At 72.8% G+C, this 16320-nt stretch carries 16 protein-coding genes; 7 read left to right on the top strand and 9 right to left on the bottom strand.

Annotation, left to right across the window (positions count from 1 at the left end; genetic code table 11):
- Positions 1-4: 4 nt before the first annotated feature.
- Positions 5-1474, bottom strand: coding sequence for a PHB depolymerase family esterase (locus ACFVX4_RS01950; RefSeq protein ID WP_389970960.1), 1470 nt, complete (start codon positions 1472-1474; stop codon positions 5-7).
- A gap of 233 nt (positions 1475-1707) precedes the next feature.
- Here ACFVX4_RS01950 and ACFVX4_RS01945 point away from each other — a divergent pair, with 233 nt between their 5' ends.
- The 3 genes from ACFVX4_RS01945 to ACFVX4_RS01935 all read left to right on the top strand — a co-directional run bounded on the left by ACFVX4_RS01945 (position 1708) and on the right by ACFVX4_RS01935 (position 5118).
- Complete coding sequence (locus ACFVX4_RS01945; protein ID WP_389970957.1) at positions 1708-2193, top strand: aldo/keto reductase; 486 nt, start codon at positions 1708-1710, stop codon at positions 2191-2193.
- Between the two features lie 108 nt (positions 2194-2301).
- Entirely contained in the window at positions 2302-3111 is an 810-nt protein-coding gene (locus ACFVX4_RS01940) for a 3-hydroxybutyrate dehydrogenase (protein WP_389970954.1), read from the top strand.
- A 30-nt stretch (positions 3112-3141) separates the two neighbouring features.
- Positions 3142-5118: a helix-turn-helix domain-containing protein gene (locus ACFVX4_RS01935; protein WP_389970951.1), complete on the top strand. Its 1977-nt coding sequence runs from the start codon at positions 3142-3144 to the stop codon at positions 5116-5118.
- Between the two features lie 33 nt (positions 5119-5151).
- Here ACFVX4_RS01935 and ACFVX4_RS01930 read toward each other — a convergent pair whose 3' ends face one another.
- The 8 genes from ACFVX4_RS01930 to ACFVX4_RS01895 all read right to left on the bottom strand — a co-directional run bounded on the left by ACFVX4_RS01930 (position 5152) and on the right by ACFVX4_RS01895 (position 12138).
- Complete coding sequence (locus tag ACFVX4_RS01930; RefSeq protein WP_389970948.1) at positions 5152-6036, bottom strand: alpha/beta hydrolase; 885 nt, start codon at positions 6034-6036, stop codon at positions 5152-5154.
- Entirely contained in the window at positions 6033-7187 is a 1155-nt protein-coding gene (locus ACFVX4_RS01925) for a branched-chain amino acid ABC transporter permease (protein WP_389970945.1), read from the bottom strand. The genes ACFVX4_RS01930 and ACFVX4_RS01925 overlap by 4 nt, the downstream gene beginning before the upstream one ends.
- Entirely contained in the window at positions 7184-8071 is an 888-nt protein-coding gene (locus tag ACFVX4_RS01920; RefSeq protein WP_266419790.1) for a branched-chain amino acid ABC transporter permease, read from the bottom strand. Before ACFVX4_RS01920 ends, ACFVX4_RS01925 begins: the two co-directional genes overlap by 4 nt.
- The gene (locus ACFVX4_RS01915) at positions 8071-8817 is read right to left on the bottom strand and encodes an ABC transporter ATP-binding protein (protein WP_389970942.1); all 747 of its coding nucleotides are present in this window, start codon (positions 8815-8817) and stop codon (positions 8071-8073) included. Before ACFVX4_RS01915 ends, ACFVX4_RS01920 begins: the two co-directional genes overlap by 1 nt.
- Positions 8814-9605, bottom strand: coding sequence for an ABC transporter ATP-binding protein (locus tag ACFVX4_RS01910; RefSeq protein ID WP_389970939.1), 792 nt, complete (start codon positions 9603-9605; stop codon positions 8814-8816). Before ACFVX4_RS01910 ends, ACFVX4_RS01915 begins: the two co-directional genes overlap by 4 nt.
- 3 nt (positions 9606-9608) lie before the next feature.
- Positions 9609-10850, bottom strand: coding sequence for a substrate-binding domain-containing protein (locus ACFVX4_RS01905; protein ID WP_389970936.1), 1242 nt, complete (start codon positions 10848-10850; stop codon positions 9609-9611).
- 210 nt (positions 10851-11060) lie between these two features.
- Positions 11061-11411, bottom strand: coding sequence for a DUF4190 domain-containing protein (locus ACFVX4_RS01900; protein WP_389970934.1), 351 nt, complete (start codon positions 11409-11411; stop codon positions 11061-11063).
- A 115-nt stretch (positions 11412-11526) separates the two neighbouring features.
- Complete coding sequence (locus ACFVX4_RS01895) at positions 11527-12138, bottom strand: TetR family transcriptional regulator (RefSeq protein WP_389970931.1); 612 nt, start codon at positions 12136-12138, stop codon at positions 11527-11529.
- A gap of 230 nt (positions 12139-12368) precedes the next feature.
- Between ACFVX4_RS01895 and ACFVX4_RS01890 the strand changes: the two genes are divergently transcribed.
- The 4 genes from ACFVX4_RS01890 to ACFVX4_RS01875 all read left to right on the top strand — a co-directional run bounded on the left by ACFVX4_RS01890 (position 12369) and on the right by ACFVX4_RS01875 (position 16295).
- Entirely contained in the window at positions 12369-13700 is a 1332-nt protein-coding gene (locus ACFVX4_RS01890; protein ID WP_389970928.1) for a glycosyltransferase family 4 protein, read from the top strand.
- Between the two features lie 62 nt (positions 13701-13762).
- Positions 13763-14518, top strand: coding sequence for a class I SAM-dependent methyltransferase (locus ACFVX4_RS01885; RefSeq protein WP_389970925.1), 756 nt, complete (start codon positions 13763-13765; stop codon positions 14516-14518).
- Positions 14515-15588 carry a prenyltransferase gene (locus ACFVX4_RS01880; protein ID WP_389970922.1) on the top strand — a complete coding sequence of 358 codons (1074 nt, stop codon included), beginning with the start codon at positions 14515-14517 and terminating at the stop codon, positions 15586-15588. Before ACFVX4_RS01885 ends, ACFVX4_RS01880 begins: the two co-directional genes overlap by 4 nt.
- 155 nt (positions 15589-15743) lie before the next feature.
- Complete coding sequence (locus ACFVX4_RS01875; RefSeq protein WP_389972056.1) at positions 15744-16295, top strand: hypothetical protein; 552 nt, start codon at positions 15744-15746, stop codon at positions 16293-16295.
- Positions 16296-16320 lie beyond the last annotated feature (25 nt).

The raw sequence follows: 16320 nt of genomic DNA, 5'->3' as shown, positions 1-16320 counted from the left end.
CCGATCAGGCCGTGCACCCGGTGTCCGCGATCACGAAGTACCCGGGCGGCGACTCCTTCAGGGTGTGGGTGACGAAGACGTTGTACAGGCCCATGTTCTCGTCGGAGCCGTTGGCGTACACATAGCCGCCCGCGGTACGGGCCCGGCCCGCCGCCACCTGCGCGTAGTTGGTCGCCGTGAAGCACCGCGCCGGTGTGCCGCCGGTCGTGGTCGCCGTCACCTGGGGCGAGGCGGTGCCGGGCGTGCCCGATCCGTCGATCGCCGCCACCGTGTAGCGGTATGCCGTGCCGGCGGTGAGACCCGGGTCCGTGTACGTCGTGCCGGCGGTCGTGGCGACCTTCGTGCCGTTGCGGTGCACCGCGTACGAGCCTGCGCCCGCGACCGCGTCCCAGGACAGCGAGACACTGTCCGCCGTGACGCCCGTGACCCGCAGGCCGGACGGGGCGGGAAGCTGTTCCCCGCCGCCGGGAACGTCCCGGTCCAGGCCCCAGAAGACGCCGGTGTGGTACGTCGAGCAGATGGCGTTCAGGAAGTACGCGGCCGTCGTCCCGCACTGCTCGGCGCCCGAACCGGGGCTCACGGCCAGACCGTGGCCCATGCCGGCGACGGAGTACGTCACCACCGCGGGATTTCCCGAGGCGTCGTCGTACACGCTGCGCGTCGTGTTGCCGGGGAGGCTGTCCGTGGCCGACGGGGTCTGGCCGATGCCCCAGACGTCCGTCCACTGGTCGCGCAGGGCCGTGGCGTTGGCGGGGTACACGGTGTAGTCGGAGGTGCCCTGCCAGATCGCCACCCGGGGCCAGGGCCCCGAGTACCCGGGATAGGCACCGCGCACCTTGTCGCCCCACTGCGCGGGCGTCAGCTTCTGCGGCCCGGTCTGGCAGCCGGACGCGCCCGCCTGGCTCGTCGCGCACTGGGCGGGCAGCCCCGAGGCCACGGAGCCGCCCGCGAACACGTCCGGGTACGCGGCCAGCAGGTCGGCCGTCATGCCGCCGCCCGCCGAGAGGCCGGTGACGTACACCCGGCGGCCGTCCGAGCCGTACTGCTGCTTCGCGTACTCCACCATCTGCACGATCGAGGCGGCCTCGCCCTTGCCCCTGCTGTCCTCGGCCGGATCGAACCAACCGAAGCAGGACAGCGCGTTGTTGGCGGCCGTGGTCTGCGGGAAGACCACGGCGAAGCCCCACAGGTCGGCGTACTTCGGCCAGCCCGAGGCCGTGTAGTAGTCGTTCGCGGTCTGTGTGCAGCCGTGCAGGGCGATGACCAGCGGCGCGTTCGCGGGCAGGGCCTCGGGGGCGTACTCGTACATCTGGAGGTTGCCGGGGTTCGAGCCGAAGCCGGTGACCTGTTGCAGACCACCGGCGGCAGCGGCCGGCTGTACGGCCGCGGCCGTGCTCAGCGTCGCCGCGACGAGGGCGAGAGCGGCCGTGGAGGCGACGCGCCGCAGCAGACGTCGCAGGATCGATGGGCGCACGGGTGCCTCCTGTTGGGCTGTTCCGGCTCTTCGGACAGCGCGGGCAGCGACTGTGGGGCGGACGCTAGAGGGCCGGGGCGCACGCGCCCATGGGCCCGGCGGACACTCCCCGCTCCCGGCTGTGTGCGGCACCGCCGTTGCGCCTCAGGGACTCCCTGACCTGGAGCGCACTCCAAGATGCGGACTCCCGGTCGACGCCCGCACGGAGACGGGCCGCTGGGAGAGGACCCGCCATGCGTTACCGCACCATCGGCACGGACCCCGCCACCCGCCGGGAGGTGAGTGTGCTCAGCCTCGGCGCCATGGTGATGGGCACGCTCACCGACGAGGCGACCTCGTTCGCGATCCTCGACCGGTACGTGGAGGCGGGCGGCACCTTCATCGACCACCTGCTCGGCTGTCTGCGGGCCGAACCCGCGCTCGTGCCGGTCGCCTGCTCGCCCCTCTGCTGGCCGGCGGCCACGTCCGCGCGGACGTGGCCGCCGGGCCCGGACTTCGACCACCCGGGCACCCGTGCCCGGCAGGCCGCGCTGCGAGCGGTGGCCGAGGAGACCGGGGCGACCGGCAACCAGGTGGTCCTGGCCCGGCTCATCGGCGGCGAGATCCCGTTCGCCCCGCTGGTCGGCGCCTCCTCGGTGGCGCAGCTGGACGAGAGCCTGGCCGCGGTGGACCTGGAGCTGACCGCGGAGCAGCGGGCGGCGCTGGACGCGGCGCACTGACGGCCCGCCGCCGGACCGGCACCATGTGGGCCACCACCATGCCGGTGCGCGACGGTGTGTGCACCGGCCCCGTGTGACGTGGGCTCCGGCCTCCTTACGGTGACGGCCATGGAGACTCCTCAGCGCCCGGACCCCGGGCCCGCCGCCCCGCCCACCGTCCCGCCGCCCGCGGACCCGCCGCTCGCCGGGCGCACCGCCCTGGTGACCGGTGCCGCGAGCGGGATCGGGCGGGCCTGCGCCCAGTCCCTGGCGGCGGCCGGCGCCCATGTGCACGTGGTGGACAAGGCCGCCGACGCCGCGAAGAGCCTGGCGGAGGCGATCGGCGGGACGGCGTGGGTGGTCGATCTCTCCGTCCCCGACGCGGTGGACACCCTGCCCGCCGACGTGCACATCGTGGTCAACAACGCCGGGCTCCAGCACGTCGCGCCCGTGCACGCATTCCCGCCGGACCGCTTCGCGCTGATCCAGCGCGTCATGGTGGAGACCCCGTTCCGCATCTTGCGCCGGACCCTTCCGGGCATGTACGAACGCGGCTGGGGGCGCGTGGTCAACATCTCGTCCGTGCACGGACTGCGGGCCAGCCCCTACAAATCGGCCTATGTGACGGCCAAACACGCACTGGAGGGACTCAGCAAGGTGGTCGCGCTCGAAGCGGCGGAACACGGGGTGACGAGCAACTGCGTCTGCCCCGGGTACGTACGCACCCCCCTGGTCGAGAACCAGATCGCGGACCAGGCCCGTACGCACGGCATCTCCGAGGAGGAGGTGGTGGGCCGGGTCATGCTGGAACGCAGCGCGATCAAGCGGCTGATCGACCCCGAGGACGTCGCCGAGGCCGTGCTGTGGCTCTGCGGACCGCGTACCGGGCACATCACCGGAACCTCGCTCTCCATGGACGGCGGCTGGACCGCCAACTGACCTCCCGCCCCCTACGATTGCCGGCCGCCCATGTCTGAACCGTCCGCCTCCGCCGCGCCCCATCTGCGCCGCCTGCTCGATCTGCTGGCCGACGACGCCCCCGCCGAGACGCTGGGCGCCGTCTCCTCCCGGGCGCGTGCCGCCGGGGTGCCCGCGGGCGATCTGGCGGAGGTGGAGCGGGCCACCGCCACCGCCCTGCGGATCAGGGGCGCCCTGCGCCAGCACCGTCGCCGCGAGCTCCAGCTCACCGCGCTCTTCGACACCGCGGGCGACCTGGCCGCCTCCCGCGACCTGGACGAGGTGCTGAAGGCGATCGTCCGCCGGGCCCGGATGCTGCTCGGCACGGACACGGCGTATCTCACCCTCCCCGACGAGGAGGCGGGGGACACCTACATGCGGGTCACCGACGGATCGGTGTCGGTGCTCTTCCAGCGGCTGCGGCTGGAGCTCGGCCACGGGCTGGGCGGTCTGGTGGCGCAGACCGCGCGACCGTACGCGAGCCCCGACTACCGCACCGACGACCGCTTCCACCACACCCGCAACATCAACGCCGGGGTGCTGGACGAGGGGCTCGTCGCCATCCTGGGCGTGCCGCTGCTGCTCGGCTCCAGCCGCGGCGGCACGGGGAAGGTCATCGGCGTCCTCTTCGCCGCCGACCGCGCGGCCCGTGTCTTCAGCCCCGACGAGGTCGCGCTGCTCTGCTCGCTCGCCGCGCATGCCGCGATCGCCATCGACACCGCCCGCGCGCTCGCCGACACCCGGTCCGCGCTGGACGAACTGGCCGGTGCCAACGCCGAGTTGGCGGAGGCGAACGCGGCGGTACGGGCGCATTCGGCGGCCATGCGGCGGGCCGAGGAGTCCCACGACCGGCTGACCGACCTGGTGCTGCGCGGCCGGGACGTCAAGGATGTCGCGGCGGCGGTCGCGGGGCTGCTGGACTCCCCGCTGACCATCCACGACCCGGGCGGCCGGCCCCTGGCGGCCGTCCGGCCCGACGGCACGGACTTCGCCGCCGACAGCATGGACGCCGGCTGGCTGGCCGAGACCGCCGAGGAATCCCGTACCGGCGCCCGCGCCGTGCACCGCGACGGCCGGTGGATCTGCGCGGTCCTCGCCGGGCGGGAACTCCTGGCCGGGCTGGTCCTGCACCGGCGCGGACAGCTCGACGACTCCGACCGGCGGCTGTTCGAGCGGGCCTCGGTGGTCACCGGACTGCTTCTGCTGCTGCGGCGCACCGTCGCCGAGACCGAGAACCGGATACGCGGGGAGCTGATCACCGATCTGCTGACCGACGCGGACCGCGACCCGGCCGGACTCGCCGAACGCGGCCGGCGCCTGGGCATCGACCTCGACCGCCCGCATCTGCTGCTGGTGGCCGAGGGCGGGACCCGGGAGCGGCTGGCCCCCGCCGCGGTGCGCTATCTGTTCGGCGGGGACATCCACGGGGTGAGCGCGGAGCACGCCGGGAGCGTGGTGCTGCTGGTGGCGGCCGGTGGCTGTGGACCGGCCGCGGGCGACGCGGCCCGCGCGGCGGCGGCCCAGCTCGGCCAGCTCGCCCAGACCCCCGTCACCGTCGCCGCCACCGGCCCGGCCCGCGGCGCCCGGGAGCTGGCCGCCGCATACGGGGAGGCCGCCCGCTGTCTGCGCGCGATGCGGGTCCTCGGGCGCACCGGGGAAGGGGCCTGCGTCGAGGAACTCGGCTTCCTGGGCGTGGTGCTGGGCAACGCGCAGGACGTCGACGGCTTCGTCTCGGCGACGCTCGGGCCGCTGCTGGAGTACGACGCGCAGCGCGGCACCCACCTGGTGCGCACCCTAGGCGCCTACTTCGCGGCCGGGGGCAGTCTCGTCCGCGCCAAGGACGAACTCCACGTGCACGTCAACACGGTGGTGCAGCGGCTGGACCGGGTGCAGGTGCTGCTGGGGCGCGACTGGAACGAGCCGGGCCGGGCCCTGGAGCTGCAACTCGCCCTACGACTGCATCTGCTGGCGGGCGGCCGGGAACGGTAGAGGCCGTCCGGCCGCCCTCGGCGGAGGCTGTCCTCAGACGCCCGCCAGGTTCGACAGGCGGCGCGCGATCTCCTTGCCGCCCGCGTCCCCCGTCAGCACCGTGTAGTGGTTGACGTCCCGGACCGCCACCGGTGTCACCCGCGTACCCCCGAGGTCCGCCGCCGCCAGCCGGCTCTCGTCGTACAGGCCCTGCTCCTCGTCCATCAGGCCGCGCTGCGCCCACAGCAGCGTCGCCGGAACGGGCAGCTTCCGTACCGCCGTCAGCACCTCCTCGTCGAAGAGGCCGATGCCGTCGGTGCGCACCGCCTCGATCCGGCAGGTGGAGCGCAGGGCGGGTTCGTCCCCGGTCAGATCGCGCTGGATGTACGCGTCCACCTCGTCCGACCAGGCGTCCGCGAACGCGGGGTGCGCCTGCCAGAACGAGCGGTACGCCGCCCGGTCGGGGAAGGTCATCGACAGCCGGTCCATCGCCGGGCCGATCACGGCGGTCATCAGCTCGTCCGGGGAGAGGTGGGTGGGGGCGGGGAAGCCGATGCCGCCGTCGACCAGCAGCAGCGGCCCGAACCGGTCCGGGTGCCGTACGGCGGCCAGTGCCGCCACGAACGCGCCCATCGAATGGCCCGCCAGCACCACCCGGCCCGGGGCCAGCGCCGCGGCCACGGCGGCCGCGTCGTCGGCGTGCGCGGCGATCCCGTACGGACCCGGCAGCGCCGAACTCCCGGCCCGGCCGCGCAGATCCGGCGCGACCAGGGTGACGCGTCCGCCCAGCAGCCTGGCCACCGGCCCCCAGGACAGCGCGTTGGCGGTGATGCCGTGCAGGGCGAGGACGACCGGCGCCCCGGGATCCCGGGCCGGCCATCGGAGCACCGCCAGCTCGCCGCCGGTCACGGGGACTCGTACCTCTTCGTGAGCGATCACGGGCGTCCGCTCTCCTTCCGGGACTTCTCGTCCGTGGGTGTTCCGGTCGCGGCCGACCTGCGGCGTACCGCCTTCAGTCGGGACGGCAGCCGGGCCAGGCCGCCGGGCAGCAGGTGTACCACGGCCACGAACAGCACACCGAGCAGGAACAGCGGCTGGGAGAGCGGCACCCGCAGCACCGCGGGCAGATCGGCGACCGCGCCCGAACCGGCCAGGTCGCCGAGCCGGTGATCGGCCCAGGTGTAGAGGATGCCGCCGGCCATCGGCCCCCACCGCGTGCCGGATCCGCCCAGCACCACCATCACCAGCAGGGACAGGGTGAAGTCGGAGGTGGTCGTCTGAGGGGTCGAGCCGCCGGTGAGCAGCAGGTGCACCAGACCGCCCAGCGCGGCCAGGGCGCCCGCCAGGACGAAGGCCGTGAGCTTGAACCCGTACGGCTTCAGCCCCAGCACCTCCACCCGGCGTTCGTTCTCCTTGATGCCCTCCCAGACGCGTCCGGTGGGGGAGTTGACCGCCCGGTGGACGACGGCGAGGGTGAGGACCAGATAGGCGAGCGCCAGCCAGTAGAGGTTCGCAGTGTGCTCGATGCCCACGAACCCGGACGGCAGCAGTTCGGCGGGGGCGGCCCGGCCCTCCTCGCCGCCGGTCAGTCCGCCGGGGTTGCGGGAGACCAGGATCGATCCCGCCTGGGCGAACGCCAGCGTCACCATGGAGAAGCCGATGCCGGTGACCCGCAGGCTCACCGACCCCAGGACCAGCGCGAGCGCGATCCCGCAGCCGACGCCGAGCAGCGCGGACACGGCGAACGGGAGGCCCGCCTCCAGCAGGAACATGTTCGTGGCGTAGCTGCCCGCCGCGAAGTAGAGCGCATGCCCGAAGGAGAGCAGCCCGGTGCGGCCGAGCAGCAGGTCGTAGCCGGTTGCCAGCGCGCCGAACAGCAGGCAGGTGGCGAGCAGTTGGAGACTTCCGGGGCTGCCGAGCGGACCGTCCAGGAGGCCGGGCAGCGGCAGCGCGCTGTAGGGGGCGAGGGCCAGGACCAGCAGTGCGGCGGCGGGCCACCAGCGGCGCAGCAGCCGAGCGGTGTTCCCGGGGGTCTGCGCGGCCGTGTGTTCCTCGCCGGTGCGGCGGTGTGTCTCGGTGGCGGTGCTCACGCGAGCCTCCCGGTCAGTCCGCGCGGCCGTACGAGCAGCAGCGCGGCGAGCAGGACGACGACCGCCAGATCGCCGAGGCCCGCTGCGGTGTAGTAGTTGGCGAACTGCTGGACCAGGCCGATGACGACGGACGCCACGGCGGCGCCGCTCACCGATCCCATGCCCCCGGTGACCACCACGACGAACGCGAAGATCAGCAGCGAGGTGCCCTGACGCGGGTCGACCGAGCCGAAGTACAGGCCGCCGAGCGCCCCGCCGAGTGCGGCCACGCAGCCGCCGATCGCGAAGACGAGCGTGAACGCCTTCCGCACGTCGATGCCGAGCGCGGTGACCATCGCCCGGTCCTCGACCCCGGCCCGTACCACCAGACCGTGCCGGGTGCGGCCGAGGAAGAGCCGCAGCGCCACGAGCACCACGACCGCCGCCGCGACCAGCACCAGCCGGTTGACCGGCACCTGGGCGCCGAACAGGCCGAAGGTGCCGGACAGCGCCTTCGGGCCCGGGAAGGTGCGGGCGTCCGAGCCCCAGATTCCCGACAGCAGGGCCGGGACGGCGAGCCCCACCCCGACCGTGGCGAGCACCTGCTCGCGCGGCCGGGTGTAGAGCGGCCGGACGACGGCGAGTTCCAGCAGCACGGCGGCGGCGGTGCCCACCGCCGTACCGAACAGGACCGCGAGGGCGAAGCCCGCCCCGCCCGGACCGGCGCCGGGCAGATGGCCGGAGGCCGCCCACCAGGTGCCGTACGCGCCGATGGACAGCAGTGCCCCGTGCGCGAAGTTGAGCACGTCCATCAGGCCGAAGATCAGTGAGAGTCCCGAGGCGATCAGGAAGTAGAGGGCTCCCAGACCGAGTCCGGTCATGGTGAGCAGAACGACGGTGGACATCAGGAATCCGCCTCCACGGAAAGTGCTTCGGTGGCCGGGCCGTGTCCGACACCCAGCAGCCGCCGTGCCGTCTCCGCGTCGCCCAGCAGCTCGGCGGCCGGTCCCTGGTGGGCCGTCCGGCCGTCGGCGAGTACCGCACAGTGCCGGGCCAGGCGCCGCACGACGGCGAGGTTCTGCTCCACGAGCAGCACCGGCACCGCCTCGGCGGCCCGCTCCAGCACTTGGGCGACCTCGGTGACCACCTTGGGCGCCAGGCCCTTGGTGGGTTCGTCGGCGATGATCAGCCGGTTCCCGTTGAGCAGGGTGCGCCCGATGGCCACCATCTGCTGCTGCCCGCCGGACAGCGTCCCCGCCAACTGCCTTTCCCGGCGCTTCAGTTCGGGGAAGAGTTCATGGACGAGCGCGTACGCGGGCCCGTCCGCGCCGGGCCGCTCGGCCAGGCGCAGATTCTCCGCGACGGTCAGCGAGGCGAAGACGCCCCGGTCCTCGGGGGCGTAACCGATGCCCAGCCGCACCACGGTGTGGGTGGGCATCGACACGGTCTCCTCGCCGTCCAGCCGTACGCTGCCGGTACGCGGGACGAGGCCGAGGACGCCGCGTACGGTCGTGGTCTTCCCGGCGCCGTTCCGGCCGAGGAGCGCGGTCACTCCGTGCCGGTCGACGTCCAGGTCGACGCCGTGCAGGATGTGCCGGCCGCCGATCAGGACCCGCAGGTCCCGTACGGCGAGCAGGGTTCCGGTCGTCACAGCCCCTCCCCGAGATAGGCCTGCTGGACGGTCGGGTCGGCGGTGACTGCCTCGGGGGTGTCCAGCGCCAGCAGCCTCCCGTGGTGCATCACGGCGAGCCGGTCGGCCAGCCCCAGCAGGACGTCCATGTGGTGCTCGACCATCAGGACGGTGCGGCCCTCGTCCCGGTGCAGGGTGCGGATGAGTTCGGTCAGCGCGGGGACCTCCTCCGCGCTGACCCCGGCCATCGGCTCGTCGAGCAGCATCAGCCGCGGCTCGCCCACCAGCAGCACCGCGAGCTCCAGCTTCCGTTTCTCGCCGTGCGACAGCTCGGACGCCGTGGCCCGCGCCCGGTGGCCGAGACCGGTGCGTTCCAGTACGCCGTCCACCTCGGCGGTGTACGCGGACGCCCGCCGCCACAGCCGGAAGGAGCCGCCCCGGGCCGCCTGCGCGGCCAGCCGGACGTGATCGGCCACGCTCATGGCCGGCCAGAGGCTGGACGTCTGGAACGTGCGGCCGATACCGCGCCGCGCCCGTGCGTGCGCGGGACTGGCCGTCATGTCCGTGCCGTCCAGCTCGATGGTGCCGGAGGTGGCCGTGGTCAGCCCGCTGATCAGGTTGAACAGGGAGGTCTTGCCCGCCCCGTTGGGGCCGATGAAGGCCAGGAACTCGCCCTCGTGGACGCTCAGTGAGACATCCTCGACGATGGTCGCGCCGCCGACGCCCCAGCCGAGTCCGGTGAGCCGGAGCACCGGGGCGGTGGTCCGTGGACCGGCCGTGCGCTGTGCGGTGATGTCCGGTACGCCCATCGGTCAGCCCGCCGAGGGCTTCGCGGGCGGCGCCACCTCGTCCATCGGCGCGGTGGACACCAGCTCCGGCCGGGCACCGGCGCCCGTCCCCTTGAGCTTCGCGACGAACATCGGCTGCACCAGGGCGTGGTCCTGGGCCCGGACCTGCTCCTTGCCCTTCACCCCGTCGAAGCTCCAGCCCTCCAGGGCCTTCACCATGGCGGCGGTGTCGGTGGCGCCGCCCTTCCCGATGGCGCGCACCACCATCTGCGCGGCGGTGAAGCCGTCGGGGGTGAACAGGTCCGGGGTGCCGCCGGCCTTCGTGACCGAGTCGAGCATGGACTTCTCCACGGCGTTGCCACCGCCCGCGCCGGGGAAGTAGTGCGCCAGGAACGACACCTTGGAACCGGCGTCGCCGAAGACCGGGTACGAGGCCGTTCCGGCCAGGCCCGTGACGACCTTGCCCGCCTCCAGCACGCCCTGCTGGTCCAGCGCGGTCCACAGCGCCGGCGCGGTCGAGCCGGCCCAGGCGACGAAGACCAGATCGGGTCCGCCCGCCTTCACCTGCCGGGCGAACGGGGTCAGGTCCGTGGCGCTGGGCGGAGCCAGTACGGAGCCGACCTTCGCACCCCTGGAACCGAGGACGGCCTTCACAGCGGTGACATTGGCCTGGCCGAACGTGGAGTCCTGGGCCAGCACCGTGACCTTCTTGCCCCTGGCCTCGCCGAGCATCGTCCCGGCGGTGAGGATGTCCTGGTAGGACTGCCGGCCCGAACGGAAGGTGTAGTCGTTGATGCCGGTCACGGCGTCGGTGGCGGCCGGGCCGCTGATGTACAGCACCTTGTTCTGGGCGGCGAGCGGCGCCATCTGGAGCGCCACGCCGGAATCGGTGGTGCCGGCCAGCACCTTGTAGCCCTTGCCGATCAGGTTCTTGGCCGCGGAGACCGCCTTGCCCGGATCGCCCGCGTCGTCCTGCTCGGTGACCTCGATGCGGTGCCCGGCCACCTCGCGGGTGCCCTTCGTGGCGTGGTCCAGGCCCGCCATGAATCCGTCGCGGTACTGCTTCCCGTAGTCCGCGAGGAGCCCGGTCCGGGAGTACACCAGGCCCACCTTGACGGTCCCGTCCTTCGCGTCCCCGCCGGAATCGCTCTCGCCCGCCTTCCCGGCTGCGGTGCACCCGGTCAGCACGAGACCGGCGGCGGTCAGCGCGACGACGGCGGAGAGGGATCTGCGGTGGTGGGCGGTGCCCGTGGCTCTGCGACGCATGGTGACCGGCTCCTCGGCGTGTTCATGTGATGTCGCCGAACCGTATGAACACCGTGCCGCCGTCGACATGGTGCAGGGCACCCCACCTGGTGCGGTGCGCATGTGGGGGCCGCACATGGGCCCGGAAAGCGAAAGCCGTGCAGGGGAACCGGATCGTACGGTTCCCCTGCACGGCCGGTACGCGGTGCGCGGGTCCTGGGCGGTGGCCCGTCACATCGCGCTGATGCCCTGGACCGTGGCCACGATGATGCCGAGCGCGGCGAACGCGATGCCGACGCTGCCCATCACGATGCCGGCGACCGCCTGGCCCCGGCCGCCGCCCTGGCCCCGGTCCGCCATGCGCTTGGCCGATATACCGAGGCAGAGCGCGATGATCGGCAGGATGATCGGGATGAGCAGCAGGCCGAGGATGCCGAGCACCATCGAGGCGGTCGCCTTGCCGCTGGGCAGCGCGGCACCACCGGGGTACCCGTATCCGGCAGGCGGCTGGGCACCGTATCCCGGTCCGCCCGGGGCCTGCGTCCCCGTCGCGCCGCCTGCAATGCCTGACTGGTCAGTCATGACTTCCTCTCCATCGGTGCTGGTCATGACCATGATAAGGAGCGGCTTGTGGCCCTTTCGGTCGGAACGGTGAGAGGTATGTGATGAAAACGCTGCGGAGTGGCCCCCGGGTGTGCTAGGCCGCGTCCGACGGCTTCGTCACGTCGATCAGCCGGCACACCGTGTCGATGTCGATCTTCACCTGGGCGATCGACGCCCGCCCCGACAGCCAGGTGATCAGGGCCGAGTGCCAGGTGTGCTCGATGACCCGGACCGCGGACAGCTGCTCCGGCGTCGGATGCTCCAGCCCCATCGCGTCCAGGATGATCGCCGTCGTGATCCGCGAGACGGTGTCCACCTCCGGGCTGACGCTGCGGTCGGCGAAGGTCAGCGCCCGCACCATCGCGTCCGCCAGATGAGGCTCGCGCTGGAGCGCGCGGAACGCCCGCATCAGGGTGTCGGCGACCCGCTGCGCCGGGTCCTGGCCGGCCGGGGGGCGCTTGTGCAGCGTCGTGTGCATGTGCTGGAGCTGGTCCTGCATGGTGGCGACCAGCAGGTGGATCTTGGACGGGAAGTAGCGGTACAGCGTGCCCAGGGCGACCCCGGCCTCCTCCGCGACCTCGCGCATCTGCACCGCCTCGAAGCCGCCGCGGCCGGCGAGCTGGGCGCTGGCGTGCAGGATGCGGCGGCGGCGGGCCTCCTGCCGTTCGGTCAGGGGCGGCGATGCCGGCTTGGCTTCCGCTGTCATGTGTCCCCATCCATGGCTTCTGTCCGCGACCGGAGGGAGGCGCTCGGTCTCCCGGGGGCGCACAGCATGCCAGCGTGCCCGGTGGTGGCGCGAATCACCTGATCCGGCCGTTGCACCGACGCTACCTGCCGGTAGATTCGTAGCTCATTGAACGATCCAGTCTGAAACTTGTTCTAGATTAGCGTGAGCGGTTACGCTCCGGCGAAAACGCAGTGAGAAGGGGGCCGAGTGTGACCGCTGAGGCCATAGAGTCGGGCCCCCGCACGGGCGGCGACACGTCCGGCGCCGCCGACGACCGTCCGTTGCGCATCGCACTCCTCACCTACAAGGGCAACCCCTTCTGCGGCGGCCAGGGCGTCTACGTACGCCACCTCGCCCGCGAGCTCGCCCGCCTCGGGCACAGTGTCGAGGTGATAGGCGCCCAGCCCTATCCGGTGCTCGACGAGGGCGTCCCGCTCACCGAGCTGCCGAGCCTGGACCTCTACCGCCAGCCCGACCCGTTCCGCACCCCGAAGCGCGGCGAGTACCGGGACTGGATCGACGCCGCCGAGGTCGCCACCATGTGGACCGGCGGTTTTCCGGAGCCGCTCACCTTCAGCCTGCGCGCCCGCCGCCATCTCGCCGCCCGGCGCGGCGAGTTCGACGTCATCCACGACAACCAGACGCTCGGCTACGGGCTGTTGGCGGACCTCGGCGCCCCGCTCGTCACCACGATCCACCACCCCATCACCGTCGACCGGCAGCTGGACCTGGACGCCGCCGAGACCCGCCGCAGGCGCGCCTCCGTACGCCGCTGGTACGGCTTCACCCGCATGCAGAAGCGGGTCGCGCGCCGGCTGCCGTCGGTGCTCACCGTCTCCGGCTCCTCCAAGCAGGAGATCGTCGACCACCTCGGGGTGCGCCAGGACCGGGTCCACGTCGTGCACATCGGCGCGGACACCGACCTCTGGTCGCCCGACCCGTCGGTCGCCGAGGTGCCCGGCAGGATCGTCACCACCTCCAGCGCCGACGTGCCGCTGAAGGGCCTCGTCCACCTCGTCGACGCACTCGCCAAGCTCCGTGCCGGGAACCCGGAGGCGCACCTCGTGGTCGTCGGGAAGCGGGCCGAGGACGGGCCCGTCGCCCAGGCCATAGAGCGGCACGGACTCCGGGACGCCGTCGAGTTCGTCAAGGGCATCAGCGACGCCGAACTCGTCGACCTGGTGCGCGGCGCCCAGATCGCCTGCGTCCCCTCGCTGTACGAGGGCTTCTCGCTGCCCGCCGCCGAGGCCATGGCCACCGGTACCCCCCTCGTCGCCACCACCGGCGGGGCGATCCCCGAGGTCGCGGGCCCGGACGGCGAGACCTGCCTGGCCGTCCCGCCCGCCGACGCCGGGGCACTGGCCGACGCGCTCGCCCGGCTGCTCGGCGACCCGGAGCTGCGCGCCCGGCTCGGTGCCGCGGGCCGCGACCGGGTGCTCTCCCGCTTCACCTGGAAGCAGGCCGCCATCGGCACCGCCGCCCTCTACCGCGAGGCGATCGCCGCCCGGTCCGGCGCCACGCGCCCCGGCGGCCGACGTTGACCCCGCTTCCCGTTCCCGTCGCCCCCGCCCCCTGACCCCCTCGACCGCGAAAGCAGGCATTCGTGCTGACCGTGGACTTCACCCGCTTCCCGCTCGCCGCAGGTGACCGAGTGCTCGACCTGGGCTGCGGCGCAGGACGCCACGCCTTCGAGTGCTATCGGCGCGGCGCCCAGGTCGTGGCCCTCGACCAGAACGGCGAGGAGATCCGCGAGGTCGCGAAGTGGTTCGCCGCGATGAAGGAGGCCGGCGAGGCCCCCGAGGGCGCCACCGCCACCGCGTTGGAGGGCGACGCGCTCAACCTGCCGTTCCCCGACGAGTCCTTCGACGTCGTGATCATCTCCGAGGTCATGGAGCACATCCCCGACGACAAGGGCGTCCTCGCCGAGATGGTCCGGGTCCTCAGGCCCGGCGGCCGGATCGCGATCACCGTGCCGCGGTACGGCCCCGAGAAGGTCTGCTGGACGCTCTCCGACGCCTACCACGAGGTCGAGGGCGGCCACATCCGCATCTACAAGGCCGACGAACTGCTCGGCAAGATCCGCGGCGTCGGCCTCAAGCCCTACGGCACCCACCACGCCCACGCCCTGCACTCGCCGTACTGGTGGCTCAAGTGCGCGTTCGGGGTGGACAACGACAAGGCGCTGCCGGTCCGCGCGTACCACAAGCTGCTGGTCTGGGACATCATGAAGAAGCCGATGGCGACCCGGGTCGCCGAGCAGCTGCTCAACCCGGTCGTCGGCAAGAGTTTCGTGGCGTACGCGACCAAGCCGCACCTGCCCGTGGCCGCCGCCGAGGACCTCACCAAGGCCGAGGCGTGACCGTTCCCGAGCAGACCGAACACCTCGTACTGCCCGGAGTCCTCACCGCCGAGGAGGCCGCCGAGACCGTCGCCGCCCTCCTCGCCGTGCAGTGCGAGGACGGCGCCCTACCCTGGTTCCGCGGCCACCACCTCGACCCGTGGGACCACACCGAGGCCGCCATGGCCCTCGACGCGGCGGGCGAGCATGCCGCCGCGGAGCGTGCGTACGACTGGCTGGCCCGGCACCAGAACGAGGACGGCTCCTGGTACGCCGCGTACCAGGACGGAGATCCGGACCGGCCGACCGACCGCTCGCTGGAGACCAACTTCTGCGCGTACGTGGCCGTCGGCGTCTGGCACCACTACCTCGCCACCGGCGACGACGCGTTCGTCGACCGGATGTGGCCGACCGTCTTCGCCGCCGTCGAATTCGTCCTGCGGCTCCAGCGGCCCGGCGGCCAGATCGGCTGGAAGCGCGAAGCCGACGGAACCCCCGTCGACGACGCGCTGTTGACCGGCTGCTCCTCCATCCACCAGGCGCTGCGCTGCGCGCTTGCCATCGCCGAACGGCGCGAAGAGCCGCAGCCCGACTGGGAGTTGGCGACCGGTGCGCTGAGCCACGCGATCCGCAACCACCCGGAACGCTTCCTGGACAAGAGCCGCTACTCGATGGACTGGTACTACCCGGTCCTCGGCGGCGCGCTCACCGCGGCGGCCGCCAAGGAGCGGATCGAGGAGGGCTGGGACCGCTTCGTGGTCCCCGGCCTCGGGGTGCGCTGCGTCCTGCCCAACCCATGGGTGACCGGCGGCGAGAGCTGCGAACTCGCCCTGGCGCTCTGGGTGATGGGCGAGTCCGACCGCGCGCTGGAGATCCTCCAGTCCATCCAGCATCTGCGCGCCGAGGGCGGCATGTACTGGACCGGTTACGTCTTCGAGGGCAGCCGGGCGTTCTGGCCCCAGGAGCTCACCACCTGGACCGCCGGATCGCTGCTGCTCGCGGTCGCCGCGCTCGGCGGCGACGAGGCGACCGCGGAGGTCTTCGGCGGCGAACACCTGCCGCGCGGGCTGGAGCCGGACTGCTGCCGCTAGCGGCTCACCGGCGGCGGTAGACCCGGACGGCGTTTCCCGAGTGGCACGCCGCCCAGGGCCGGGCGAACCTTACCGAGAGTGGCCGAGAGCGTCACTCATCGTAGAGGTCGCCTCGATGTGCCCGGCCAGGGAGGCCCGCTGTGCCCAGTTCCGCCGTGACCGGTTCGGTACCGCTCCGCCGTCTGCTCGTCCCGCTGCTGCTGACCTGCGCCCTGGTCGTGGGCGCCACCGGGTGCGGCGGAGGCGGCGGCAACAGCGCGAGCAGCTCCGCGTCCCCGAGCGGTACGTCGTCGGCCGAGGCGCAGAAGTTCGCCAAGACGCGGTTCGTCACCAACGCGGGGCTCGCGGCCGGTGCGACGTACCAGTGGATCGTGAAGCCGTACCGGGCGGGCAAGTTCAAGAAGGGCGCCGACGGACGGACGTTCGCGCTCGTCAAGGCCGGGCTCGCCGGCGGCTTCACCTACAACCGGCTGAAGGCGGCGGTGACCAACGCCAAGGGCGATCCGCTGCTGTCCAAGGCGGTCGCGCCACTGACGGCGGGCATCGAATCGCTCAAGGGGCTCGGCAGCAAGCTCCGCAAGGGCGAGGCGGGCGAGGGCGACATCGGCGCCTTCGAGAGCGTGATCAACAACATCAAGTCGGCCGGCAGCAGCGCGGGCGCCGACGTGAAGGACAAGGTGCCCACCACTTCGCAACTCGGCGGATGACCCATGGGTTTCGGTCCGTGACCGC

Origin of the sequence: Streptomyces sp. NPDC058240, assembly GCF_042882135.1 — a bacterium.
In the GTDB taxonomy this organism is placed as follows: Bacteria; Actinomycetota; Actinomycetes; order Streptomycetales; family Streptomycetaceae; genus Streptomyces.
The sequence above is the reverse complement of the archived record's forward strand: the minus strand, read 5'-3'. Positions and strand labels throughout refer to the sequence as shown.